Origin of the sequence: Micromonospora sp. NPDC002717 (assembly GCF_040295705.1) — a bacterium.
In the GTDB taxonomy this organism is placed as follows: Bacteria; Actinomycetota; Actinomycetes; order Mycobacteriales; family Micromonosporaceae; genus Micromonospora.
The window spans coordinates 1-25392 of sequence record NZ_JBEOVW010000020.1 but is presented as its reverse complement, the minus strand read 5'-3'; the positions used below and the strand labels follow the sequence as shown (position 1 = coordinate 25392).

General features: G+C 73.3%; 20 protein-coding genes. 10 read left to right on the top strand and 10 right to left on the bottom strand.

Annotated features, from left to right (window positions below):
• Nucleotides 1-13: 13 nt before the first annotated feature.
• Nucleotides 14-574: a GNAT family N-acetyltransferase gene (locus tag ABT006_RS25230; protein WP_350710223.1), complete on the bottom strand. Its 561-nt coding sequence runs from the start codon at nt 572-574 to the stop codon at nt 14-16.
• Complete coding sequence (locus ABT006_RS25225; RefSeq protein ID WP_350710221.1) at nt 571-2637, bottom strand: penicillin acylase family protein; 2067 nt, start codon at nt 2635-2637, stop codon at nt 571-573. The genes ABT006_RS25230 and ABT006_RS25225 overlap by 4 nt, the downstream gene beginning before the upstream one ends.
• Nucleotides 2638-2734: 97 nt before the next feature.
• Between ABT006_RS25225 and ABT006_RS25220 the strand changes: the two genes are divergently transcribed.
• The 7 genes from ABT006_RS25220 (at nt 2735) to ABT006_RS25190 (ending at nt 11625) form a co-directional block, all read left to right on the top strand.
• Nucleotides 2735-3448 (top strand): siderophore-interacting protein, encoded by a 714-nt coding sequence (locus ABT006_RS25220; RefSeq protein WP_350710220.1) that lies wholly within the window; start codon nt 2735-2737, stop codon nt 3446-3448.
• On the top strand, nt 3445-4683 hold the full coding sequence (locus ABT006_RS25215; RefSeq protein ID WP_350710218.1) for an MFS transporter: 1239 nt from the start codon (nt 3445-3447) through the stop codon (nt 4681-4683). The genes ABT006_RS25220 and ABT006_RS25215 overlap by 4 nt, the downstream gene beginning before the upstream one ends.
• 142 nt (nt 4684-4825) lie before the next feature.
• Entirely contained in the window at nt 4826-6382 is a 1557-nt protein-coding gene (locus tag ABT006_RS25210; RefSeq protein ID WP_350710216.1) for a pyridoxal phosphate-dependent decarboxylase family protein, read from the top strand.
• 29 nt (nt 6383-6411) lie between these two features.
• Entirely contained in the window at nt 6412-7710 is a 1299-nt protein-coding gene (locus tag ABT006_RS25205; protein WP_350710214.1) for a lysine N(6)-hydroxylase/L-ornithine N(5)-oxygenase family protein, read from the top strand.
• Nucleotides 7711-7715: 5 nt separating this feature from the next.
• Nucleotides 7716-8312 carry a GNAT family N-acetyltransferase gene (locus ABT006_RS25200; protein ID WP_350710384.1) on the top strand — a complete coding sequence of 199 codons (597 nt, stop codon included), beginning with the start codon at nt 7716-7718 and terminating at the stop codon, nt 8310-8312.
• Nucleotides 8309-10120, top strand: a complete 1812-nt coding sequence (locus ABT006_RS25195; protein ID WP_350710212.1) for an IucA/IucC family protein — start codon at nt 8309-8311, stop codon at nt 10118-10120. The genes ABT006_RS25200 and ABT006_RS25195 overlap by 4 nt, the downstream gene beginning before the upstream one ends.
• On the top strand, nt 10117-11625 hold the full coding sequence (locus ABT006_RS25190; RefSeq protein WP_350710211.1) for an MFS transporter: 1509 nt from the start codon (nt 10117-10119) through the stop codon (nt 11623-11625). Before ABT006_RS25195 ends, ABT006_RS25190 begins: the two co-directional genes overlap by 4 nt.
• A gap of 73 nt (nt 11626-11698) precedes the next feature.
• Here the strand turns inward: ABT006_RS25190 and ABT006_RS25185 are convergent, their stop codons facing one another.
• The 4 genes from ABT006_RS25185 to ABT006_RS25170 all read right to left on the bottom strand — a co-directional run bounded on the left by ABT006_RS25185 (nt 11699) and on the right by ABT006_RS25170 (nt 14135).
• A complete protein-coding gene (locus ABT006_RS25185; protein ID WP_350710209.1) occupies nt 11699-12259 on the bottom strand; it encodes an NADPH-dependent FMN reductase in 561 nt (186 codons plus the stop codon).
• Nucleotides 12260-12271: 12 nt separating this feature from the next.
• On the bottom strand, nt 12272-13255 hold the full coding sequence (locus ABT006_RS25180; protein ID WP_350710208.1) for an ROK family protein: 984 nt from the start codon (nt 13253-13255) through the stop codon (nt 12272-12274).
• 6 nt (nt 13256-13261) lie between these two features.
• A complete protein-coding gene (locus ABT006_RS25175; protein WP_350710207.1) occupies nt 13262-13615 on the bottom strand; it encodes a DoxX family protein in 354 nt (117 codons plus the stop codon).
• Between the two features lie 88 nt (nt 13616-13703).
• On the bottom strand, nt 13704-14135 hold the full coding sequence (locus ABT006_RS25170) for a type II 3-dehydroquinate dehydratase (RefSeq protein WP_350710205.1): 432 nt from the start codon (nt 14133-14135) through the stop codon (nt 13704-13706).
• Nucleotides 14136-14471: 336 nt separating this feature from the next.
• Here ABT006_RS25170 and ABT006_RS25165 point away from each other — a divergent pair, with 336 nt between their 5' ends.
• From ABT006_RS25165 to ABT006_RS25155, 3 genes are read left to right on the top strand one after another with little or no spacing between them, the layout of a single operon-like run.
• Complete coding sequence (locus ABT006_RS25165) at nt 14472-15635, top strand: DegT/DnrJ/EryC1/StrS family aminotransferase (RefSeq protein WP_350710203.1); 1164 nt, start codon at nt 14472-14474, stop codon at nt 15633-15635.
• Entirely contained in the window at nt 15632-16765 is a 1134-nt protein-coding gene (locus ABT006_RS25160) for a Gfo/Idh/MocA family protein (protein WP_350710202.1), read from the top strand. Before ABT006_RS25165 ends, ABT006_RS25160 begins: the two co-directional genes overlap by 4 nt.
• A 37-nt stretch (nt 16766-16802) precedes the next feature.
• Complete coding sequence (locus tag ABT006_RS25155; RefSeq protein WP_350710200.1) at nt 16803-17513, top strand: HAD-IA family hydrolase; 711 nt, start codon at nt 16803-16805, stop codon at nt 17511-17513.
• A gap of 356 nt (nt 17514-17869) precedes the next feature.
• Here ABT006_RS25155 and ABT006_RS25150 read toward each other — a convergent pair whose 3' ends face one another.
• From ABT006_RS25150 to ABT006_RS25135, 4 genes are all read right to left on the bottom strand, one after another.
• The gene (locus ABT006_RS25150; RefSeq protein WP_350710198.1) at nt 17870-18097 is read right to left on the bottom strand and encodes a hypothetical protein; all 228 of its coding nucleotides are present in this window, start codon (nt 18095-18097) and stop codon (nt 17870-17872) included.
• Entirely contained in the window at nt 18081-18572 is a 492-nt protein-coding gene (locus tag ABT006_RS25145) for a helix-turn-helix domain-containing protein (RefSeq protein ID WP_350710197.1), read from the bottom strand. The genes ABT006_RS25150 and ABT006_RS25145 overlap by 17 nt, the downstream gene beginning before the upstream one ends.
• A gap of 89 nt (nt 18573-18661) precedes the next feature.
• A complete protein-coding gene (locus tag ABT006_RS25140; protein WP_350710195.1) occupies nt 18662-22420 on the bottom strand; it encodes a S8 family peptidase in 3759 nt (1252 codons plus the stop codon).
• A 240-nt stretch (nt 22421-22660) separates the two neighbouring features.
• A partial coding sequence (locus tag ABT006_RS25135) for a non-ribosomal peptide synthetase (protein ID WP_350710193.1) occupies nt 22661-25392 on the bottom strand: 2732 nt, incomplete at its 5' end.

Below are 25392 nucleotides of genomic sequence, written 5' to 3'. Positions count from 1 at the left end.
GACCCGCCGGCCGTCAGACCGGTACGGGGTGATCCGACTCGAACCGGGCCCGGGTCAGGAACGCCAGCTGGGCCCGCTTGTCGGGCATGTCCACCTCGTCGCCGAAGGCGAAGCCCTCCCGCTCCAGCCGGTCCAGTGCGCGCTGGTTGCGTACGTCGGGTTCGACCACGATCCGCTGCCGCGTGGGGTCGCCGAACAGGTAGCGGGCGAGGGCGGGGCCGAGGGCGGTGGTGAGGCCGCGCGGCGGGCGGTTGCCGGGCGCGAGCAGCAGGTGCATCCCGACGTCGCCGGGCCGGACGGCGTAGCGCTCGCCGACCGGGTCCGCCTCGGGCTGGTAGGTCTGGAACAGGCCGACCGGCGTGTCGTCGAGCATGATCAGGTACGCGTGGTGGGTGGTGAGCCCGTCGACGAACTCGTAGATCTCCCGCACGTCGTCCACCGAGTACGAACCCATGCCCCAGAACGACGCCCGCGGCTCGGTCACCCAGCCGTGCACCAGTTCCGCGTGGCGCTTCGGGTCCAGCACGACGAGCGACAGCTCGCCGAATCCGGGGATCTTCTCCTGGTAGATCACGATGTCTGTGCTCCTGGTTCCGGGGTGAGTTCTCGCCAGTCGGTGACCACCGGGACCAACTCGCCGCCGGCCCACAGTGGGAGTTGGTCGTCGAAGTGCGGGTCACCGGGCCGTCCGGAGGCGCCGAACGGCACGACCCAGCGGCTGTCCGCGCGGTCGGTCAGGTCCCACACGTAGCGGGCCACCGGGCCGCGCCAGCACGCGTCGGACACGCCCGGGACGCTGGAGGTGGACAGCACGCAGTCGGTGTCGCCGGCCAGCGCGACCCGTTCCCGCATCGCGCGTACGGCCGCGTCGACCGCCGGCGCCACGCCGAGGTGGACCGGGTGCAGCACGTGCCGCCGGCCCCACGGCCCGGGCGGGTCGCCCGCCGCGGCGTCCGCCAGCGCACCGGCCGCCGCCGGGGCGACGTCCCCGCCCAGGCGGTGCAGCCCGGCGACCACCCCGTCGAGGGCGTGGCCGATGCGGGCCAGCGGGTCGGTCCACGGCGTGAACAGCGGGTCGAACGCGCTCGGGGCGCGCAGCGGGCGCAGGCAGGGGTGGTCGTGCAGCCGCCGGACCAGGGCCGCGCGCCAGGCGGCGAAGGCGCCGGCGTCCGTGCTGTCGGCCCCCATCCGCCCGTCCCAGGCGAGCAGCCGGTCCCGCAGGCGCCGCGCCGGCTCGCCGAGGCCGTCGGGGTCCAGCCGGTCGAGCACGCCGCGCAGGGTCGCGGCCTCCAGCCGGGTGTCCATGTGCACGGCTGCCGGGCCGGCACCGCCGGCCAGCAGGGCGCGGATGCGGCGGGCGCGGTGCGGCGGGGCGAAGTCGGTGCCGAGGTCGGCGGTGTCGGGGCGCCGGTCGTTGGCGCAGACCGCTGTCCCGTCGACGGCGGTGCGGCGTGGTGGCGCGTAGCCGCCGTGCCACCGGTACCGCGGATCCCAGCCGGGCACCGGCTCCCGCCGGCACCGGTCGTCGCGGATCGGGACGAGCCCCGCGACCAGGTGGACCACCGCCCCGTGCCGGTCCGCGACGAGGACGCTGTTGACCGGCTCGACCCAGTCCCGCAGCGCGTCGGCGACGTCGTCGGCGCTTGTCGCCCGCAGCAGCGGCAGCAGCGCGTCGAAGCCGAGGCGCCCCTCGACCCGGCTCGGGGTGCGCAGGCTGATCGCCTCGCCGGTGTGCCGGTCGAGGTCGACGACCGGCCCCCGGGGCGTCTCGATCACCTCGACGGACTCCGGCTCGCCGCCGCGCACCTCGATCCGCTCGATGTGGCGGTGCGTCGGCGCCCAGCCGTCCGCCTCGCGGACCAGCACCCGGTCGCCGTCGCGGCGTACCTGTTCCCGGTAGAGGTCCTGGTAGTCGGCCATCGCGTTGGTGACCGCCCAGGCCACCTCGCCCGCGTGCCCGAAGTGGGGCAGGCCGGGGACGCCGGGGAACGCGAGGCCGAGCACGTCGAACTCGGGGCAGGCGAGGCGCACCTGCTGGTAGACGCCGGGCAGTTCGAGGATGCGGTGGGGGTCGCCGGCGACGACCGGCGCCCGGCCGGTGACCGGGTCGGCGGGCACCGCCCAGGCGTTGCTGCCCGACCCGCCCGGCCCCTCGACGGCGAACAGGCCGGACGCGGCCGGGCCGAGGGCGCCGGCGACGTGGGCGTGCCACAGCTTGTTGGGGAAGGTGGAGAAGAGCACGTGCTGGACGAGGAAGACGCCCAGCGGTGACCACGGCCGCCACGGGCCCGGCGCGCAGCCGACCGCCGCGAACTCGGGCGCCGCCGCCGCGCCCTCGGCGAGCCCCTCGTTGACCCCGTCCACATAGGCGGTGACCCACCGCCTGGTGTCGGGGGCGAGCCGGTCGAAGCAGCGCCGCGCGGTGTCGTCGAGGCGGGCGCGGCGGGCGAACCTGTCCCAGCCCAGCTCCGCGGGGCCGACGTGCTCGGCGAGGCGACCCTCCGAGCGCCACCGCTCGACCTCGATCTGCCAGGCCCGGTCGACGGCGGCCACCCGCCCCTGGAGGCGGGCGAGGTCGTCGACGGTGTCGGCTCGCAGGTGCGGGACGCCCCACCGGTCGCGATAGACGCCGGTCATCGCGGCGTGGGTCGGATGGACGGCCGTGCCGCCTGCCACATGGACATCAACTTAGGTTACCCTCCCCTAACTGAGGCAGACCTTACCTGGAGGGTACGTGAAGCGGAACTGGGAAGCCCTGGTGCTGAAGGCGATGGGCGGCCGTGACTTCCGGCTGACCGTGCTCGGCGCCGAGTCAGTGGGCGGGAACTACCGCCGCCTGCACATGGACGGCGGCGGGCTGTTGGCGGCGTGCGGCGTGCACCCCACCATGTGGGTCCGGCTGTGGTTCGACAACGACGGCCGCCCGCACCAGCGCGCGTACACCCTCGTCGACCCGGACCCGGCGACGGGCCGGTTCGACCTGGAGTTCGCCATCCACGACGGGTGCGCCGCCCGCTGGGCCGCGGCCGCGAAGCCCGGCGACACCATCGACGCCACCATGCAGGGCAGCGCGTTCAGCCTGCCGGATCCCGCCCCGCGGCACCTGTACCTGGTCGGCGACGCCGCCTCGCTCCCGGCGGTGAACAGCCTGCTCGACGCGGCCCCCGACGTCCCCGCCACGGTCTGGCTGGAGTACGCCGACGACGGCGAGAAGGCCCTGACGCCGCGCGCCCGGGCGGGGCACGAGGTCACGTGGGTGCCGCGCCGCGACGACGGGCGGCACCTGGTCGACACGGTCTGCGCCGCGCTGCCCGCCGCCGACGACGGCGCGCACTACTGGGTGGCCTGCGAGGCGGCCAGCACGCGCGGCATCACCAGGCATGTGCGGCGGACGCTGGGCGTCGGCAGGCACCAGGTCACCTCGCTGGGCTACTGGAGCGCCCGGTGAAGGGTCGGCTCGGCACCCTCACCGCGCTCTACGTCACCCAGTACCTCGGCATCGGCTTCATCACCGTCGGGCTGACCGCCATCCTGCGCGACGGCGGCACCTCCCTCGACACGCTGGCGCTGCTGCAGTTCGTCGGCCTGGTCTGGCCGGTCAAGTTCCTCTGGGCGCCGATCCTCGACCGGTACGGCTCCCGCCGCCGCGGCCACTACCGGTCCTGGCTGCTGGTGCTCCAGGGCGGCCTGGTGCTGGCCCTGCTGGCGCTGCTGCCGTTCGACCGCCCGGCCGAGCGGCTCGGCCCGGTCGTCGCGATCTGCGTCGCGTACGTGTTCCTCTCCGCGACGCAGGACATCGCCGTCGACGCGGTCGCCGTCCGGCTGCTGTCGGAGCAGGCGCGGGGTGTCGGCAACGGGATCCAGGTAGCCGCGAGCTACGTCGGCAACCTGCTCGGCGGCGGCGCCTGCGTGATCGTCTACGACCGGTTCGGCTGGGTGCCCGCGATCCTGCTGCTGGCCGTGCTGACCGTCGTCGGCCTGCTGGTGGTGTGGCGGTTCCGGGAGCCCGCCCGCGCCGACCGCGTCCGCACGGGCCAGGCGTACCGGGCGCTGCTGTCCGTGTTCGGCCAGCCCGGCTGCCGGTGGTGGACCTTCGGCGTGGTGCCCCTGGTCTACACCGGAGCCGGCGCGGCGTACGCCCTCGTCACGCCGGCCCTGGTCGACGCGGACTGGTCGCTGGAGCGCATCGGCGTGGTGACCGGCGTGGTGACCAGCGTGCCGGCCGTCGCGGCCGGTCTTGTCGCCGGGATCGGGATCGGCCGGTTCGGGCGGGCCGGCGTGCTCGTCGCCGGGGGAGTGGCGCTGGCGGCGTCCACGGCGACGTTGCTGCCGCTGATGAACGGCCGTGCCCCGCTGGGCGGGACGGTCGCCGCGCTGTGCTGCTTCATGGCCGCGTACACGGTCGCCAACGTCGTGCTCTACACGGTCAACATGGACTACTCCCGCCCCGGCACGGGCGGCACGGACTTCACCGTGCTGTCGTCGTTCGGGCTGGTCTGCTCGTTCGTGGCCGCCTCCGTCGCGTTGGCCGCGGCCGGTCAGGTCGGTTATCCCGCGGTGGCGATGGCCGCCGTCGTCCTGGTGGGACTCGGCGTCGCGGTGGGCGTGGCACACCAGCGCCGGTTCCGGCGCCCCGCCGGGGCGGCGCCCGGGGAGCGGGTGTTGGCGACAGCGTCGAACTGAGCGAAATCGATGCGACGCGGCAACATCTTTGACACGAAGTTAGGTTAGGGTAACCTAACTTCGCTCGATCATCGGATCGCGGGCGGCAGGCGACGTCCACGTCCCCTGCCACCGTGTCCACTCCCGACCGCTGAGGACCCGCATGAGCCTGCCCGGATCCACCGTCCAGGCACCGTCGACCGGGGTGACCCCCGGGACGAACGGCGCCCGCGCCCACCTGTTCACCGCCGGTTCGGTCGAGGACTACCGGCGCGTGCTGGCCGCCGGCATCGACCGGGTGGCGACCCGGGTGGCCGGCGCGGACCGGCCGTTCACGGGCGTGACACCGGACGAGCTGGCGCCCCGGATCGCCGGCATCGACCTGGACCGGCCGCTCGGCGACACCGGCGCCGCGCTCGACGAGCTCCAGGACGTCTACCTGCGCGACGCCGTCTTCTTCCACCACCCCCGCTACCTGGCACATCTCAACTGCCCGGTGGTGATCCCCGCGCTGCTCGCCGAGGCCGTGCTCAGCGCCGTCAACTCCTCCCTGGACACCTGGGACCAGAGCGCCGGGGGCACCCTGATCGAGCGCCGGCTGGTCGACTGGACGGCCGAGCGGATCGGCCTGGGGCCGGCCGCCGACGGCGTCTTCACCAGCGGCGGGACGCAGTCCAACCTCCAGGCGATGCTGCTCGCCCGCGAGGAGACCTGCGCCCGGGTGACCGGCCGGGCGACCGGGCAGCAGTCCCGGCCGGAGCTGCTGTCCCGACTGCGCATCATCACCTCGGCGGCCGGCCACTTCAGCGTGCAGAAGGCGGCCAGGCTGCTCGGCCTCGGCGCGGACGCGGTGGTCACCGTGCCCACCGACACCGACCGGCGGATGCGCACGGACGAGCTGGCCCGCCAGATCGACCGCTGCCGCGGCGAGGGGCTGGTGGTGATGGCGGTGGTGGCCACCGCCGGCACCACCGACTTCGGCACCATCGACCCGCTGCCGCAGATCGCCGACGTCTGCGCGGCGGCCGGCGTATGGCTGCACGTCGACGCCGCGTACGGCTGCGGGCTGCTGGTGTCGCCGACCCGGCGGCACCTGCTCGACGGCATCGAACGGGCCGACTCGGTCACCGTCGACTACCACAAGTCGTTCTTCCAGCCGGTCAGCTCCAGCGCCCTGCTGGTGCGCGACCGGCGGGTGCTGCGGCACGCCACCTGGCACGCCGACTACCTCAATCCCGCCCGGATGGTCGAGCAGCGCATCCCCAACCAGGTCGACAAGAGCATCCAGACCACCCGCCGCTTCGACGCGCTGAAGCTCTGGCTGACCCTGCGGATCATGGGGCCGGACGCCATCGGCGCGCTCTTCGACGAGGTGGTGGACCGGGCCGCCGACGCCTGGCGACTGCTCACCGAGGATCCCCGCTTCGAGGTGGTCACGCGGTCGCAGCTCAGCACCGTGGTCTTCCGCTACCTGCCGAGCGGCCCCGGCCGCGACCTCGTCGACGACGCCAACCTGTACGCCCGCGAGGCGCTGGCGGCCTCCGGCGCCGGGCTGGTCGCCGGGACCAGGGTCGACGGCGCGCACCACCTCAAGTTCACCCTGCTCAACCCCGAGACCACGCTGGACGACATCGCCCACGTCCTCGACCTCGTCGCCGACCACGCCGGCTGGTACGCGCGCACCAGGGCGACCGCCGAGCTGACCTGCCCCGTCGGCTGACGACCCGTCCCCGCTCTGGAGATAACCGCATGTCGACGCACGACTTCATCGCCGTCGGGCTGGGCCCGTACAACCTGGGCCTGGCCTGCCTGACCGAACCGATCGAGGACCTCGACGGCCTCTTCCTGGAGGCGCGGGACACCTTCAGCTGGCATCCCGGGATGCTGCTGGAGTCGACCCGCCTCCAGACGCCGTTCATCGCCGACCTGGTCACACTCGCCGACCCGACCTCCCCCTACTCCTTCCTGGCCTATCTGAAGGAGTCGGGGCGGCTCTACCCGTTCTACATCCGGGAGAGCTTCTTCCCGCTGCGCAGCGAGTACGACGACTACTGCCGCTGGGCCGCCGGCAAGCTCGGCGGCGTCCGCTTCGGACAGCGGGTCACGTCCGTCGAGTTCGACCCTGGCGACGAGCGCTACGTCGTGCGGGCCACGGTGACCGCCACGGGGGAGCAGGCCACGTACCGGGCCCGGCACCTCGTGCTCGGCACCGGCACCCCGCCGCACGTGCCCGACGCCTGCCGGGGGCTCGGCGGCGACGCGATCCACAACTCGCAGTACCTGGAGCACCGGGCGGCGCTGCGCGCCATGCGCAGCATCACCGTCGTCGGCAGTGGGCAGAGCGCGGCCGAGATCTACCACGACCTGCTCGGCGACATCGACGCCTGCGGCTACCAGCTGAACTGGGTCACCCGGTCGCCCCGGTTCTTCCCGCTCGAATACACCAAGTTGACCCTGGAGATGACCTCGCCGGACTACGTGGACTACTTCCACGCCCTGCCGGAGGCGACCCGCTACCGGCTGGAGTCCGCGCAGAAGGGGCTGTTCAAGGGCATCAACGCCGACCTCATCAACGACATCTACGACCTGCTCTACGCCAAGAGCATCGGCGGCCCGGTCCGCACCCGGTTGCTGACCAACACCGCGCTGACCACCGCCGCGTACGACGAGCCGAGCGGGACGTACGCGCTGGGGCTGCGCAACGTCGAGCAGGACCGCGACTTCACCCTGGACACCGAGGGTCTCGTGCTCGCCACCGGCTACCACTACCGGGTCCCGGAGTTCCTCGAGCCGGTGCGCGACCGCATCCGCTGGGACGACCACGGCCGCTTCGACGTGGCCCGCAACTACAGCATCGACCACACCGGCCGGGGCATCTTCCTGCAGAACGCCGGCACCCACACGCACAGCATCACCTCACCCGACCTGGGCATGGGCCCGTACCGCAACTCGTGGATCATCCGGGAGCTGCTCGGCCGCGAGCACTACCCGGTCGAGAAGAGCATCGCCTTCCAGGAGTTCGGCGTACCGGCCGGAGCCACGTCGTGACCGAGATCGTCCACCGCCGCGTCGACGGCCGGCTCGGCGAGTTCGCGCTGCGTACCCTCGACCCGGACGCCGACGCCGCGCTGCTGCACCGCTGGGTGACCCACCCGAAGGCGGCGTTCTGGCTGATGCAGGACGCCGACGTGGCCCGGGTCGCGCAGGAGTACCGGCGGATCGCCGCCCACCCGCACCACGACGCGTTCCTCGGCCTGCACGAGGGGCGGCCCGCCTTCCTCGCCGAGCGGTACGACCCCGCCCGCGTCGAACTCGTCGGCCTGTACGACGCGGTCGACGGCGACGTCGGCATGCACTTCCTCTGCGCACCCACCGACGCGCCCGTGCACGGCTTCACCCGCGCGGTGATCACCACCGTGCTGGCGTGGCTGTTCGCCGACCCGGCCACCCGGCGGGTCGTCGTGGAGCCCGACGTGCACAACACGGCGGTGCACGCGCTCAACGCGGCCGTCGGCTTCACCGTCGTCGGCCCGATCGCCAAGCCGGAGAAGGACGCGCTGCTCAGCGTCTGCACCCGCGCCCAGTTCGAGGCCGCGACCGGCGCGACAGACATCCACCCCGCCGCAACCCGAGGAGACCTGCCCGCGTGAATCCCTCCGCATCCGTGGCCCACCTGACGCCGGCGAGCTGGGCCCGCGCCAACCGGCTGCTGGTCCGCAAGGCCCTGGCCGAGTTCGCCCACGAACGGCTGCTCGCACCCCAGCCGGTCCCCGCCGACGCGGACGGCCCGGCGGCGGGGGAGCGCCGGTACGAGGTGCGCGGCGACGGCGGCGACGTGGTCTACCGGTTCACCGCGAGCCTGCTGGCCCTGGACCACTGGCGGATCGACGCCGACAGCATCACCCGCCACCGCGGCGACACCGAGCTGCCGCTGGACGCCCTCGACTTCTGCCTCGACCTGCGCGGCGCGCTGGGCCTGCGCGACGAGATTCTCCCCGTCTACCTGGAGGAGATCAGCTCCACCCTCGCCAGCACCGCGTACAAGCTCGACAAGCCGGCGGTCAGCGCCGCCGACCTCGCCCGCGCCGACTTCCAGACCATCGAGACCGAGATGACCGAGGGCCACCCGGGCTTCGTGGCGAACAACGGCCGCATCGGCTTCGGCATCGACGAATACCACGCGTACGCGCCGGAGGCCGCCCGCCCGGTCCGGCTGTTCTGGCTGGCCGCGCACCGGGACCGGACAACCTTCACCTGCGCCGCCGACCTCGACTACGACACCCTGCTCCGCGCCGAACTCGGCGACGACACCCTCGCCGCCTTCGCGGGCACCCTGACCGGGCTCGGCCTCGACCCGGCCGACTACCTGCTCATCCCGGTGCACCCGTGGCAGTGGTGGAACCGGATCTCCGTCACGTTCGCCGCCGAGGTGGCGCAGCGCCGGCTGGTGTGCCTCGGGCCCGGCCCGGACGAGTACCTCGCCCAGCAGTCCATCCGCACCTTCTTCAACGTCACCGACCCGACCCGGTACTACGTCAAGACGGCGCTGTCCGTGCTGAACATGGGCTTCCTGCGGGGGCTGTCCGCCGCGTACATGGAGGCCACCCCGGCGATCAACGACTGGCTCGCCGACCTGATCGACGGCGACGAGATCCTCAAGCGCACCAGGTTGACCATCATCCGCGAGCGGGCCGCCATCGGGTACCGGCACCTGGAGTACGAGGCGGCGACCGACCGGTACTCCCCGTACCGGAAGATGCTGGCCGCGCTGTGGCGGGAGAGCCCGGTGCCCGGCCTGGAGCCGGGCCGGCGACTGGCCACCATGGCGTCCCTGCTGCACACCGACCGCGACGGCCGGTCGTTCGCCGCCGCGCTGATCGCGCAGTCCGGGCTGGCGCCGCAGGTGTGGCTACGCCGCTACCTCGACGCCTACCTCACCCCGCTGCTGCACAGCTTCTACGCCCACGACCTGGCCTTCATGCCGCACGGCGAGAACGTCATCCTCGTCCTCGACGGCGGGACGGTCGAGCGGGCCATCTTCAAGGACATCGCCGAGGAGATCGTGGTGATGGACCCGGACGCCGACCTGCCCCCGCAGGTGGGGCGGGTGCGCGCCGACGTGCCCGAGGACATGAAGCTGCTGTCGATCTTCACCGACGTCTTCGACTGCTTCCTGCGCTACCTCAACGCGATCCTGGTCACCGAGGGCGTGCTGGACGAGGACACCTTCTGGCACACCGTCGCCCGGTGCGCGGCCGACTACGCCGACAGCGTCCCGCACCTGGCCGAGCGGCTGCGGCGTTACGACCTGTTCGCCCCGGAGTTCGCGCTGTCCTGCCTCAACCGGCTCCAGCTGCGCAACAACCGGCAGATGGTCGACCTCGCCGACCCGTCGGCCGCGCTGCAACTGGTCGGCACCCTGGCCAACCCCATCGCCCGCTTCGCGCCGACCCGATGACCGCCACGACTGTCGCGCCCGCCAGCGGGACAGCCGTCGGCGGCGCGGGCGGCCGGGTGCGGGGCCGGTGGCTGATCCTCGGCGTGCTCTGCCTCGCCCAGGTCACCGTGGTGCTCGACAACACGGTGCTGACCGTGGCCATCCCGGTGCTCACGACCGAGCTGTCCGCCAGCACCGCCGACGTCCAGTGGATGATCAACGCGTACGCCCTGGTCCAGTGCGGCCTGCTGCTCACCGCGGGCAGCGCCGCCGACCGGTACGGCCGCCGTCGGATGCTGCTGGCCGGTCTCGTGCTGTTCGGGCTCGGGTCGCTGGCGGCCGGGCTCGCGCAGTCCGGCGGCCAGCTGATCGCCGCCCGCGCCGGGATGGGGATCGGCGGGGCGCTCCTGGTCACCGCCACCCTCGCGGTGGCGATGCAGGTCTTCGACGACGCCGAGCGGTCCCGCGCGATCGGGCTCTGGGCCGCGGCGAGCGCGCTGGGGTTCGCAGCCGGGCCGCCGTTCGGCGGGCTCGTCCTCGCCCACCTGCCCTGGGGGGCGATCTTCCTGGTCAACGTCCCGATCGTGCTGGTCTGCCTGGTGGCGGCGTGGGTGCTGGTGCCGGAGTCGCGCCGCCCGACCGGCGGGCGCCTCGACCTGGGCGGGGTGCTGCTCTCCACGGCGGGCCTGACCGCGGTGGTCTACGCGATCATCGCGGGGCCGGAGCGGGGCTGGACGGCCGCCCCGGTGCTGGGCGCGGCCGGTGCCGGGGTCGTCCTCCTCGCCGCCTTCGCGGCCTGGGAGCGGCGGGTCGCCGACCCGATGCTGGACATGCACTTCTTCCGCAGCCGGCGCTTCGTGGGCGCGGTCTCCGGGGTCGTCCTGATCACCTTCGGCGCCACCGGCGCGCTGTTCCTGCTGACCCAGCACCTCCAGTTCGTGCGCGGCTACCCGGCCTGGGAGGCGGGGCTGCGGATGGTGCCGTTCGCGCTCTCCATCGTCCTGCTCAACGTGGCCGGCGTCGCCGCCCGGGTGATCCGCCGGCTCGGGCTGCCCCGGTCGATCGCGCTCGGGATGACGCTGCTCGCCGCCGGACTCGCCCTCATCACCCACGCCCCGACGGACGGCTACGGGGTGCTGCTGCCGGGGCTGCTCGTGATGGGCGCCGGCTGCGCCGTGGCGAACCCGGCCATCGTCGAGGCGGTGATGAGCGCGATCCCGCCGGAGAAGGCCGGGGCCGGGGCGGGGGTGGACGGCACCATGACGGAGGTCGGCAGCAGCCTCGGCGTCGCCGTGCTCGGCGCGATCCTGAACGCCCGGTTCGCCGCCCTGCTGCCCGCCGCGCTGGCCGGCGCCGGGTCGTTCCCCGCCGCTCTGGCGGCCGCCGGGACCGAGGCGGAACGGGGGCTCGTCGCCGGCGCGTTCCGCTCCGCGCTGGAGACCGGCCAGACGGTGGGCGCGGTGGCCGTCTTCGCCGGCGGCTGCGTCGCCGCCGCGCTGCTGCGCCGGGCCGAGCGGGCCGGCTGAGCCGGCGTCCTCCGGCCGACCGCGCCGACGCCGCCACGCCGGTGGCGTCGGCGTCAGGCCGGTGGCGTCGGCGTCAGGGTCGGCGGAGCGTCCGCAGCGCGCCGGCCCAGGCGACGACCTGGTCCAGCATGGTGCTGACGGCCTCCTCGTGGTGGGCCGCCGGCCGGAAGTCACGGAAGTTCACGAAGTCGGTCGTCAGGGAGAGCGCGACCTGCGACCGGACGTCGGCCACCCCGAGCTGCCCGAGCACCAGCCGCAGGTGCTCGGCCGCGCGGGTGCCGCCGTGCACGCCGTAGCTGACGAGACCGGCGGACTTGTGCTGCCACTCCTGGAAGAGGAAGTCGACGGCGTCCTTCAGCGCGCCCGGGATCGAGTGGTTGTACTCCGGGGTGACGAAGACGAACCCGTCGAACCCGGCCACCGTCGCCGCCCACCGGCGTACGGCCGGACGCGTCGACGGCGCCATCGACGGCGGCAGCACCTCGTCGAAGTGCGGCAGGCGGTAGTCGGCGATGTCGACCAGCTCGACGGTGAGGTCGGCCCGCCTGGCGGCGAGGTCCCGCACCCAGCGCGCCACGACGTCGGCCTTGCGTCCGGGCCGCGTACTGCCGACGACGACACCGATCCTGACCATGGTTGATCTCCTCTACGGGGTGGGGACGGGGCTGGTGGGGGCCGGCGCGGCGTTCAGGCCCCGGGCCAGCTCCACCGCGCCGTGCAGGGACGACAGGCCGCCGAGGGCGGCGGGGAGCAACGGCGGCGCCGGACGGCCGGGGCGGCCCGCCGACCGGGCATGATCGGCGACGAGCGGGACGAAGCCGGGCAGCCCGGCGGCGAACCCGCCGCCGACGATCGCCGCCGCCGGGTCCAGCAGTTCGCCGAGGCTGACCACCGCCGCCGCCAGGGCGCGGCAGCTCGCGTCGACCGCGTCGACCGCCCAGTCGCGGCCCGCACGCAGCCCGTCGCGCAGATCGTCGAAGCTCACCTCAACTCCCCGAGCGTCGGCAGCCCGGCGCAGGGTGGCCGGACCGGACGCGACCGACTGGAGGCAGCCGCGCCGGCCGCAGTCGCAGCGCGGACCGTCGAGGGCGACGACCATGTGCCCGATCTCCGCCGAGGACCGGCCCGGCACGGGCCGTCCCGCCAGCACCACGCCGCCACCGATGCCGGTGCCGACGCCCAGGTAGACCACGTCGTCGTGGCCGGCGTGCCGGGCCTCCGCCAGCGCCGCGAGGTCACCGTCGTCGGCGACGGCCGTCGCCGCGCCGGGGAAGAGCCGATTCAGGGCGTCGGTGAGGTCCAGGCCGGCCCAGCTCGGCCGGCCGGGCCATGTCGTGACGGTGCCCGCCGCGTCCGTGGTCGCCGGCATCGCCACCCCGACCGCGCCGACCGGCCCCCACGCGTCGCGCAGCCGGGTCACCTCGGCGGCCAACGCGGCCAGGTCGGCGGCCGCGTCGGCGCCGTGCGGCCAGCGGAAGGTCCGGTCGTACGCCGGCCGGCCGGCCGCCTCGGCGCGCAGCGCCACCTTGGTGCCGCCGACGTCGACGCCGAGTACTCCAACAGCGCTTTGCCCGTCGGGCCCGGGGCGCTGCGGGTCGGGCCCGACGGTGGGACGCTGCGGGTCGGGCACGGCGGCTCAGCCCTTGAGCACGTGGAGGACCACCAGTGCCACCGCGGCGACGGCGAAGACCACCGGCGTCAGGGTCTCGGCGGCCGGGTCCTTCGCGCGGGCGTGGTAGACCACTGCGCCGACCATCTGCAGGGCGATGCCGACGGCCGCCGCGATGCCCAGCGGCGCCCAGAGCAGCCCGAGCAGCAGACCGGCGATCGCGGCGATCTCCAGTACCCCGAGCACGCGGGTCAGGCCGGGGGAGACGCCCAGGTGGTCCATTCGCTGGCGCATCTGTGCCTTCCCGGTCAGCTTCGGCACGGCGGTGCCCAGGAAGACTGCGGCGAGGATGGCGGTCAGGACGATGACGGGAATGTGCACCTGAGGTCCTTCGGGTGAGGTGGGAGGATGCGGACGACCGTACCGGCGCCGGATCGGCCCGGCAGACGGCGGAGGGCGCGCCGGGTCCTCACCGGACGGTCGCGACGAGGGCGCGGGCGGCCAGCCGGTAGCCCAGCGACCCGAGCCCGACGATGACGCCGCTGGCCAGCGGGGCGATGACCGAGTCGTGCCGGAAGCTCTCCCGGGCCCAGACGTTGGACAGGTGCACCTCGATGAAGGGCCGCGGATAGTTGGCCAGCGCGTCGCGCAGGCTCCAGCCGGCGATCATCAGCGCGCCCGGGTTGACGATGGCGCCGACGGTGTCGTAGCGGTTCTGGATCGCGCGGATCAGGGCGCCCTCGCAGTCGTGCTGCTCGGCCACCACCCGCCAGCCGCGCGCGGCGACCTCCTCGCCGACGGCCCGTTCGATGTCGTCGAGGGTGTCGGTGCCGTAGATCTCCGGCTCCCGCCTGCCGAGGATGCCCAGGTTCGGGCCGTTCAGCAGCAGCACGTCCGACACGCTTCACCTCGCGGGGGCGCGGGTCCTGTCCCGGCAGGACCCGATGAGTGGTCCTCCGCAGTCTTACTGCGCGGCCGGCGGGGGGCGACCCGGCGACGGCTCGCGCGCGGGTGGAGTAAGGGGTACGTAGGGGCTGTTAGGGGCGGTGACCCGACGTCCGGTTCGGTTACCGTCCTCCGTGCTGAAGCGATGCCGCCGGCTCCACGGGGGCGTCACCTACCTCGAACCGGCCATCCGGCGCCCCGGTGCGCCCGGACCGCGTACCGGCGGTCCCGGGTCGTCCCGCCCGATGTCCGGCAAAGCCCCTGGTCTGCCCGAGTTGGGAAGTGGGAAGTCATGAGTGGTCAGCCCTCGACGGTGTCGGAGTTCCCCGAGTGGCCGCAGTTCGGTGACGAGGAGCGCGCCGGACTGATCCGCGCCCTCGAGCAGGGCCAGTGGTGGCGGATGGGCGGCAGCGAGGTCGACTCCTTCGAGCAGGAGTTCGGCACCTACCACGGCACGCCGCACGCGCTCGCCGTCACCAACGGCACCCACGCCCTCGAGGTTGCCCTGGAGGTGCTCGGCGTCGGCCCCGGCACCGAGGTGATCGTCCCCGCCTTCACGTTCATCTCGTCGTCGCTGGCCGCGCAGCGCCTGGGCGCCGTCGCCGTGCCGGTCGACGTCAACCTGGACACCTACAACATGGACCCGGCCGCGGTCGAGGCCGCCATCACGCCGCGCACCAAGGTCATCATGCCGGTGCACATGGCCGGCCAGTTCGCCGACATGGACGCGCTGAGCAAGCTCGCCGCCGACGCCGGGGTGGCGCTGCTCCAGGACGCCGCGCACGCCCAGGGCGCGCAGTGGCAGGGCAAGCGGGCCGGAGAACTCGGCTCGGTGGCCGCATTCAGCTTCCAGAACGGCAAGCTGATGACCGCCGGCGAGGGCGGCGCGATCCTCTTCCCCGACGAGGAACTGCGCGAGCGGGCGTTCCTCGTGCACAGCTGCGGCCGGCCCCGCACCGACCGGGACTACCTGCACAGCACCACCGGCTCGAACTACCGGATGGGCGAGTTCACCGCCGCCGTGCTGCGTGCCCAGCTGGGCCGGCTGGACGAGCAGATCGCGGTACGCGAGCAGCGCTGGCCACTGCTGGCCAGCCTGCTCGCCGAGGTTCCCGGCGTCGTCCCGCAGGCCACCGACCCGCGCACCGACCGTAACCCGCACTACATGGCCATGTTCCGGGTCCCCGGGATCACCATGGAGCGCCGCCGCGCCGTGGTGGACGCGCTGATCGCGCGGGGCGTCCCCGCGTTCGTGGCGTTCCGGGCCATCTACCGGTGCGAGGGCTTCTGGAAGGCCGGCGCCCCCGACGAGTCGGTCGAGGCGATCGCGGCCCGCTGCCCCAACGTCGAGCAGATCCACGCCGACTGCATCTGGCTGCACCACCGCACCCTGCTCGGCACCGAGCAGCAGATGCACGAGATCGCGGCCGTGCTCGCCGACGTCCTCGCCGGATGACCGGCCTGCCCCCGGCCGCCGCGACCGACCGCCCGGTGCGAGTCGCGGTGGCCGGCCTCGGGTGGGCCGGGCGCGAGATCTGGCTGCCCCGGCTCGCCGCGCACCCGGGCTTCACGGTGACCGCCGTGGTCGACCCGGAGCCCGGCGTCCGCGACCGGGCCCGCGACAGCCACCACGTCCCCGCCGCGTACGCCGACATCGACGAACTGCCGGCCGGCGCGGTCGACCTGGTGGTCGTCGCCGTGCCGAACCACCTGCACGCCGCCGTCGCCGCCCGGCTGCTGCGCCGGGGCGTACCGGTGTTCCTGGAGAAGCCGGTCTGCCTGACCTCCGCCGAGGCGACCCTGCTCGCGGATGCGGAGCGCGCAGGCGGCGCGGTGCTGCTCGCCGGCAGCGCCGCCCGCTACCGGGCCGACGTCCGGGCGCTGGCCGAGGCGGCCGGCGAACTGGGCCCGATCCGGCACGTCGACGTGGCCTGGGTCCGCGCGCGGGGCGTGCCCGACGCCGGCGGCTGGTTCACCCGGCGCGACCTCTCCGGCGGCGGCGCGCTGGTGGACCTCGGCTGGCACCTGCTCGACACGGTGCTGCCGATGCTCGGCCCGACCCGGGTCACCCACGCCGTCGGCAGCGTCTCCGACGACTTCGTCAACGACAGCGCGGCCCACGCCGCCTGGCGCAGCGAGGCCGACACCGCCGGCCACGCCCCCGGCGACGTCGAGGACACCGCCCGCGGCTTCCTGCTCACCGACACCGGCGCGTCCGTCACCCTGCACGCGTGCTGGGCCTCGCACGAGGCGCTGGACCGCACCACCATCACGGTGCACGGCGCGGCCGGTTCGGCGACGCTGCGCTGCACGTTCGGATTCAGCCCGAACCGGGACCCGGAGCCGGTGCTGACCCGCACCCGCGACGGCGAGGCCGTCCGGCTGCCGCTGTCCGCCGAGCCGATCGGCGCCGAGTACGACCGTCAGCTCGACGCCCTGCCCGGCCTGCTCGCCGACCCCGCCAGCCGGGGTGCGGCCGTGGCCGAGGCCCGCCGGACCATCGACATCATCGAACGCATCTACCACTGCGCCCGGCCCACCATGCCGGATCGGCAGTACGCCCTCGCGGGCGACAGCGGCCGGTGAGAACCACCGGCGACCTCATTCGCCCCGGGGAGCAGCCATGAGCCAATCACCGTCCACGGTCGACGCTCCGTCGTCCGGCGTAACCCGCCCCGCTCCGGTACGGGGGCCGATCCGGGCCGTCGTGTTCGACCTCGACGGCGTCGTGGTCGACAGTTCGGCCGTGATGCGGGAGGCGTTCAGTATCGCGTACGCCGAGGTGGTGGGCGACGGGCCGGCCCCGTTCGAGGAGTACAACCAGCACATGGGCCGGTACTTCCCGGACATCATGCGGCTCATGGGGCTGCCGCTGGAGATGGAGGAGCCGTTCGTCCGGGAGAGCTACCGGATGGCCCACCTGGTGCCGCTGTTCCCTGGAGTACGGGAGACGCTGGAAACGCTGCACGGCCGGGGCATCAAGATGGCCATCGCCACCGGCAAGAGCGGCCCGCGGGCGCGCTCGCTGCTCGACACGCTCGGGGTGCTCGGTCTGTTCGACCACGTGATCGGCTCCGACGAGGTGGCCCGGCCGAAGCCGGCGCCAGACATCGTGCTCCAGGCGCTGGGGCTGATGGACGTGCCGGCGCACCAGGCCATGATGGTCGGAGATGCGGTGATCGACCTGCTGAGCGGGCGGGAGGCCGGGGCGACGACGGTGGCCACGACGTGGCACGGCGGGGATGCGAGTGGGTTGTTGGCCGCCGGGCCGGACCTGGTCGCGCATGCGCCGAGGGATCTGCTCGCACACTGCCCGTCGGCCCTCGTCCCCTGACCCACTCCTTCGGACTCTGCGCCAGCCGTCGGCCGTAGGGCACCTGGCGGGCGTACCAGCCGAGCTGCATCCGGGTCTCCACCCCCGCCAGGTCCATCAGGTGGCGCAGGCGCCGTTGCAGGGTGCGCAGGGACAGGTCGAGCTGGGCGGCGACGACCTGGTCGGTGAGCCCGGCCAGCAGCAGCGTCAGGATCCTGCGGTCCAGGTCGGTCGGACCGTCGGTGCCGGCTCTGGCGGCTTCGGTCACGCCTCCCGAGGGGGTCTGCTCCAGTGGGAGGGCGTGCCGCCACACGACCTCGAAGAGCGCGTCCATCGCGGCCAGCAGCCCGGTGCGGTGCAGCAGCACCGCGCCGGGCTCACCGGCCCGGCGTGGTGGTCGACGGCACCAGGGCCAGTTCCGCGTCGGCCAGGATGAGCTTGATCGGCAACGACTCGACCACCCGCACCTGGACGCCGCTGCGCAGGGACTCCAGGGTCTCGGCGACCACCCCGGGTTCGGCGAGCGCCGGGCGGTCCACCACGACCCGGACGCGTACCCCCTGGTCCACCGCCGCCGACTCGACCGCGTCACTGCCCGGCGGCACGGCGATGAAGGGCAGTGTGACGAAGCCGCGCACCTCGGTACGGGCGGCGTGCTGCACCCGGGCGAACCGGTGGCGGGACCGCGCCGACGCCGGTGACCACCTCGATCAGTTCGTCGATGGTGCGTCCCGCGACCGCCCCGCGGTACTCCTCGGCGAGCATGACAAGCGCCAGTTCGGCGCTGCGAAGTGCGTTGCGCTGCTCGCTGACGAGCGCGCCGAGCGCGACCGCGGGCGGCGCCACCGAGAACGCGCCGTCCGATCCGGATTTCACCAGGCCGCAGGCGAGCAGGTGGGACAGCGCCGCCTCGACCGCCGCGGTGGGCATCCGCAGGGCGGCCGCCAGCTCGTCCGGGCCGGCCTGCGCGCGCCGGACCAGCAGGCCGTAGACCGCCTCGTCCTCGGGGCTTAGGCCTAACGCGGCCAGCATCGATGGCTGCCTCCCTCCGCCCGCGGCGACGCGGAGAGTATGGGCCATGAGGATGGATCTTGAACAGTCCCGGCCGCCGGTCGGATGGCCGGGCGGGGCCCCGGGACGAGCCGCATCCCGGAGCCCCGCCAACCACATCACCGCACGCCGTACGCCCGGGTGATCGTCTGGCGTACGCCGTTGCCGTGCTCGTCGGTGAGGTCGACGCGCAGGGAGACGTTCTTTCCGGCGGCCGCCGACTGGTCCACAGTGGTGACGAATCCGGCCCCCTTTCGGGTGACGGTCACCTCCTGCCACGTCGTCCCGTCGTCGAAGGAGACCCACGCCTGCGCCGCCGTGATCTGCCCGGCGTCGTAGTCGCGCTGACCGGCGCCGCCGAAGCCGATCTCGAACCCGGCGGTCGCCGGGGTCAGGTTCCGCGTGTCGACGGCGATGTCGTAGGACGGGACCAGGATCGGCAGGGCGTAGAGGCCGTTGTCGGACGGCCGCTGCGACCGGAACCGGAACTCCGTCTCGGTGCCGTAGAAGAGGCTCCAGTTCGGGTGGCTGGGCCCGGGGTTGAACCGCATGGTCGTCACCCGCAGCCGGTAGGCCGCGTCGGCGTCCGGCACGTCCCAGATCCCCTGCGGCCAGGCGCTGCGTCCGAGGCTGACGCCGTCGGCGAACAGTTCCGCGTTGCCGACGTCGCCGAAGCCGCCGATGCCGTAATGGTCGGGTTCGGAGTCACCCCACACCAGCATCGCGGCGCCGATCTGGCCCTCCTGCCTCTCGGCGATGCGCTCCGGCGACAGGTCCGCCCGCCGGGTGCCGGTCGAGCGCATCGGGCCGCGGTACCAGTCCTCCGACCGGACGGACCCCGCCTCGGCGGTCCGCGGCGCGGCGAGCATCGTCTCGTCCCGGATGCTCGCCCCGGCCATGAGGCGCTGGGTCTGCACACCGGCGGTCACGAACGAGGCCCGTTCGACCGGAACGGCGAAAGTGTCGGAGACGAGCGACACGGTGCTGGGGTAGTTAGCCGGGAAGAACTGGATTCCGTCGATGATGACCCGGTTGGTGCGGGTGGAATGGATCCGCTCGTCGACCCGGGCCAAATTCTTCTCTCTGACCTGCAGCGGCACGTCCGGCCGGGTCATCCGCTCGTCCGCGAACGCCACGTTGTAGACGTAGGGGCTCGTGACGACGGCGTCCCAGGCCAGCGTCACCGGTCCGGCGGCCAGCGCAGCCCACAGGGCGGACTCCTCCATCGCGGTGACCGTCAGACCCGGGATCGTCGACGCGGCGATCGCAGACCATCGGCCCGGCTCGTCCCGTCCGAAGATGACGGCCTTGACGTCTGCGGCCGCGGCTGCGGTGAGGACCTTCGCGACATCGGTCGAGTGCACCAGCGCGATCTTCCCGGTCGCCGTGGCCAGCTCCGCCTCACTGCCTGCTCCGGCGTCGACCAGCTCGGCGGTGCCGGATCCGTCGAACCGGGTCGGCACGCCGGCCTGGAGCCGGCTCGGCCCGATGTAGACGGGGTTGAGAGCGATCCCGCCGCTAGTGCGCAGGACCAGCTCGGGCGCGTACAGCCGGTGGTAGCTGCCCAGCTGGAAGCCGCCGTCGGTGACCGGCGTGGTCCGGCCGACGTAGACCTCGTCGACGGACTTCCCGCCGGTGTAGCCGCCGCTGATGTACGCGGTGTCCCACCAGCGGCCGTACTCCAGCGCGACATTTTGCGCCTCGATCGGCCGCTCGGCGGTGACCTTCTGCCGGATCGCCGTCCGGGCGTCGTAGGTGATGGTCCGGTCGACGTCGTCGTTGTTGACCACCAACTCCGGGTCGCCCATGAACGTCACCGAGTGGACCAGGCCGTTCGCCCCGGTGGTGCCCGCGTCACGGCTGGCGATCACGGCGTTGATCGAGTAGCGGCCCTCGCGCAGCCGCAGCGTCGGCTCGGTCGTGAACGACGCGAACCGCAGGGCGGTCAGCCGGTCCGCGTCCACGACGTCCACGAACGACGGCGTGGCCGGCGCCTCGCCGCGGCGGTCGATCAGCTCCAGCTTCACGGTGACCGCATGCGGCTCCAGGTACGCCGCGATCGCCGTGACGACGGTGCTGCCGTCGGCTGCGGTGGCGACGAGCCGGGCCCCGATCGCGCCGTACTCGGCGGCCCTCAACTTGACGGCCGGGTCGAGGACGACGGGCACCTCGGCCGTGCCGTGCGCCGGGACGGTGACCGTGCCGATCCCGGCCGCGAACGTCCGCTTCGGCAGCGGCGCTCCGTTCTCGGCGGTCGCTCCGGCGATCGTGAGGTCGAACGCGACCGCCTTGTCGCCGGTGTTGGTGAGTGTGACCGTCGTCGTGGTCTTCGGCTGGTGCAGGTGCGGCCAGGCGTACGATCCCGCGTCGACGACACCGGGGCCGACGACCGTCGCGGTAAGCGGGCGCAGGGCGTCGACGACACCGGCGCCCACCTCGTGCACCCGGCCCGTGGTGCTCGGCGTCGCCGCCGAGATCAGCGCCGCCTTGCGCTGCTGCGCCGTCCAGCCGGGGTGCTTCTGCTTCAGCAACGCGGCAACCGCGGCGACGTGCGGGGTCGCCATCGACGTGCCCGACATCCGGGTGTACCGGCCGGTGCCGGACTCGGCCGCGAGGATCTCCACACCCGGCGCTGCGATCTCGGGCTTGACGGTGTGGGTGCCGGTGACCGGGCCACGGCTGGTGAACCGTGCGGTCTGACCCGCGGGGTCCACCGCGCCCACGGTGAGAACGTCCTTCGCGCACGCGGGCGCGCTGATCGTCTGGAGCGTGGGGCCCGCGTTGCCGGCGGCGACCACGAACAGCGAGGCGCTCTGCTGCGCGAGCGCCTGCGCGGCGACGCCGATCGGATCGGTGCAGTCGGTACCGACGCTGCCGCCGAGGCTCATGCTGATCACGTCGGCCTTCTGGTCGACGGCCCACTGCATGCCGTTGATGATCCAGGACTCCTGGCCCTGTCCGTAACTGTTGAGCACCTTGCCGATGAGCAGCTTCGCGCCGGGCGCGACGCCCTTCTCGACACCGCCGGAGGCAGCGCCGGTGCCCGCTACCGTCGACGCGACGTGTGTGCCGTGCCCGTTCAGGTCCACGTCGGCGCCACCGGAGTCGGTGGTGAAGTTCTTCGCGTCGGCCACCTGCCCGGCGAGGTCCGGGTGCTTGCCGTCGTAGCCGGAATCGAGGACGGCCACCGTGGTGCCCGTCCCGTCGAAGCCCGCCGCCCACGCCTGCGGGGCGTGGATCTGCGCGGCACTCTCGGCCATCGCCACGCTGACCCGCTCGTCCAGCCACAGCTTCGCGATCCCCGGCCCGTCACCGTCGGTCAGGTCGCGCCAGAACTCCGCGGCCTGCTCCTTGTCCGCAGACAGGGCGACGGCGTCCGCGACCGGCAGGGTCGCCTCGACGGTCGCGCCCTGCGGGGCCTGCGGCGCTTGGCGGGTACGCGTCACCGCGCCCCCGTAGGTGGCGAGCAACGGCAGGGCCGCGGCCGACCGGTCGTCGTAGCCCTGGCGTACCAACGCGCTGACGTTGAACAGTTGCTCGTCGAGGGTGCCCTCGGAGATCATCGGGACCGCGCGGGCCGGGACGACGTAGACGTCACCGCGGAAGACGCGGGTGATGTAGCCGTCCGGGTCGGCGTTCGGGCCCGGGACGAGTGACGCCGACGGGCGGCCTGCGGCGTCGACGGAGTACACGGCGAGGTCGCCGGTGATCAGTGTGACCGGTGTACCGGCCGGGGTCGTCGTGCCGGACGCCGAGCCGACGATCGGCCGCTGCGGCGCCGCCGCGGCGGCCGGCGCCGCGGCGGCGGCAACGCTCACCGTCAGGGCGACGACACCCACGGCCCGGCCGAACCGGGCCCATCGGTGGTGGACAGACATGGGATTTCCTTCCGCGAATGCGTGGTCTGCACGGATCGTGGCAGCGCATCGTCTCGCGGAATACGGATCACGGCTGGCGGTTCTGCGCCTTGGCGGCACTCCGCCACTGCCGGTGATGTCCATCCGGACTTCGATCAGATGCCGGCAGGCTCCTTCGGTCACGTCGGTGGCGATCGGCCATCCGGGCGACAATGCTGGCTTCCCTCACAGGTGAGATGTGCGAAGGTCGTGACTGCCCGCTCAGTGTGTCGGGTCGTCGTCGACCTGGGGTCCGGCTTCGAGGAAGCGCAGCATCGACGCGGCCAGCACCTCGGCGACAGGAGGCGGGACCAGGTCGGTGCGGACGGTGACGCGCAGGAGGACGTCCTCTCGGCCGGGAAGCACCTCGACGAGGCAGGCGCCCGACCACTCCCGGGCGTACGGTTCGACGACCTCCTCGGTGCGGCAGCCGGGCAGTTCCAGCGGAAGCACCACGTTGTCCTGGTAGGCGAAGGCGGGCAGGCTGTTGGCCACCTCGCGGGGCAGGCCGAGGGCCGGGTCGGCGGCGCTCTCCAGGAAGGGGATGTCCTGGGCGGCCATCAGCTCGTCCAGGGTCTGCTGGACGGCCCGCGCCAGGTCCTTCCGCGGCCCGTCGAACCGGACCCGGAGGCAGTTGGTGTTGATCCTGCTCGTGAAGGTGGAGTCGAGGATGCGGCTGCCCCGTTGGGCGACGATCATCACCATGCCGATGTCGTCCTGCTGGTGGATGGCGCGCAGTGCGGAGGCGTAGGCGGCGGCGAAGTAGGCGGAGCGGCTGAACCGGCGTTCGCGGGCGGCGCGGTCCCAGCGTTCCAGCACGGCGGAAGTGACGGTGACGATGTGCCCGGTCTTCGGGCCCCAGGTCGGGGTCTGCTCCAGGAGTTCCTGGGGTCGGCCCTCGCCCTGGCGGGAGAGTCCGCGCAGTTGCCCGCGCCAGTAGACCCGCTGCGTCTCCAGGTCGGTGGCGTCGCGTAGGCGGGTGTATTCGTCGTGGAACTGGCGCAGGGTGGGCGCGGGCCGCTCCCACACCGGGGCCTTCCCAGCGAGCCGGGCGGTGTAGGAGTGGCTGAGGTCGCGTACCAGCAGTGCGTGTGACCAGCCGTCGAAGGCGATGTGGTGGATGCCGACGCCGAACAGGATGCGGTTGGTGGAGCGTTCGCGGATGAGGGCGGCGCGCCAGTTGCGGCCCTGGGTGTAGTCGAGGGGTTGTTGCACGGCTTCGGCGAGTTGGTCCAGGGCGTCCTGTTCGTTGGTGGCGTCGGTGAGCAGTCGTAGCTGGGGCATGCCGGGGTTGGGCGGGATGACGGCGACGGGCGGGTCGACGCGTCGGTAGCGGGCGTGCAGTGCCTCGTGTCGGCGGTGCACGTCGCCGAGCGCGGCCATCAGCGCCCGCAGGTCCAGCTCACCCTCGATCCACCAGGTGGTGGGGCAGACCAGGTCGAAGGGGAGCCAGACGAACTTGGCGACCGAGACGGTCAGCGGCACGGGCCCGGACGGGTCGGGGCGTCCGGCGACGGGCGGTTCCAGCCTTGCATGGGTGCGGCGGGGTGCGGTGGTGAGCCAGCGGGCCAGTTCGTGTGGCGTGGGGGTGCGGTGGATCTGGGAGACGGGTACGACCACGTCGGCGGCTTCGTCGATGGCGGTGGCGAGGGCAGCGGACTGGAGGGAGGTGCCGCCGAGGTCGAAGAAGCTGTCGCGGGTGCCGATGCCCTCGATGCCCAGCACGGCGGCGAACACGCCCGTGACCAGCCGTTCCTCGTCGGTCGCGGGTGCGACGTAGTCCACGCCGAGGTCGGGGCGCTGCGAGCCGGGTTCGGGTAGGGCGCGTCGGTCGATCTTGCCGGTGCCGCCGACGGGGAACCTGTCGAGGACCATGATCACGGCCGGGACCATGTACGGGGGCAGGGCGGTCGCGGCGTGTGCGCGTAGTTCGTTCACGACCGGGGTTCGGCCGTCCCGGCCGGTCACATAGCCCGCCAACCGGGCGACACCCTGGTCTTCCCGGCGGACGACCACCGCCGTGCCGACGTCGGGGTGCTGTTCGAGGACGGCCTCGATCTCGCCGAGTTCGATGCGGATGCCGTTGACTTTGACCTGGTGGTCCATGCGGCCGAGGATTTCCAGGGCCCCGGTGGTGTTCCATCGGCCGAGGTCGCCGGTGCGGTAGGCGGGGCCGCCGCCGTGGGGGTCGGTGACGAAGCGTTGGGTGGTGAGTTCGGGGCGGTTGAGGTAGCCGTCGGCGACGCCGAAGCCGGTGATGAGGATTTCGCCGGGGACGCCCATGGGCACGAGGTTCAGGTTCGCGTCGACGACGCGGATCTGTCGGTTGGGCATGGGCCGGCCGATCGGCACGTACGCGCCGCTCCACCCGGCCCTGGCGTCGTACCAGGTGCAGGCGACGGCGGCCTCGGCCGGCCCGTAGGCGTTGACGAGTCGGGTGCCGGCGGCCAGCCAGCGCTGGGCCATGTGGGGCGGGATGGGTTCCCCGGCGAGGGTCACGCAGGACATGCTCGGGCAGTCGGCGGGGTCGACCGCGGCGAGATTGGTGGGCGGGCAGAACGCGTGGCTGGTCTGCTCCTTGGCGATCAGCTCTGTCAACCGGCGGGCGTCGAGCAGGTCGTCGCGGGAGCAGACCACGACGCGTGCGCCGGAGGTCAGGGCGGTGTAGATCTCGCCCAGGGCCACGTCGAACACCGGCGCGCAGCAGTGCAGCATCCGGCTGTCGGGGCCGACCTCGCACTCCTCGCGCATCCAGCTGAGGAAGTTCGTCAGCATGGCATGGGTCAACACCACGCCCTTCGGCTTCCCGGTCGACCCCGACGTGTAGATCACGAACGCCGGCGCGGAGGTGTCCACCGCCGGCAGGTCGGCGGGTTCGGTCGCTTCCACCGTGGGCCAGTCGTCGTCCAGGGCGACCACCCGTACGCCGTCCTCGGCCGGGACGCGTGGGGCGA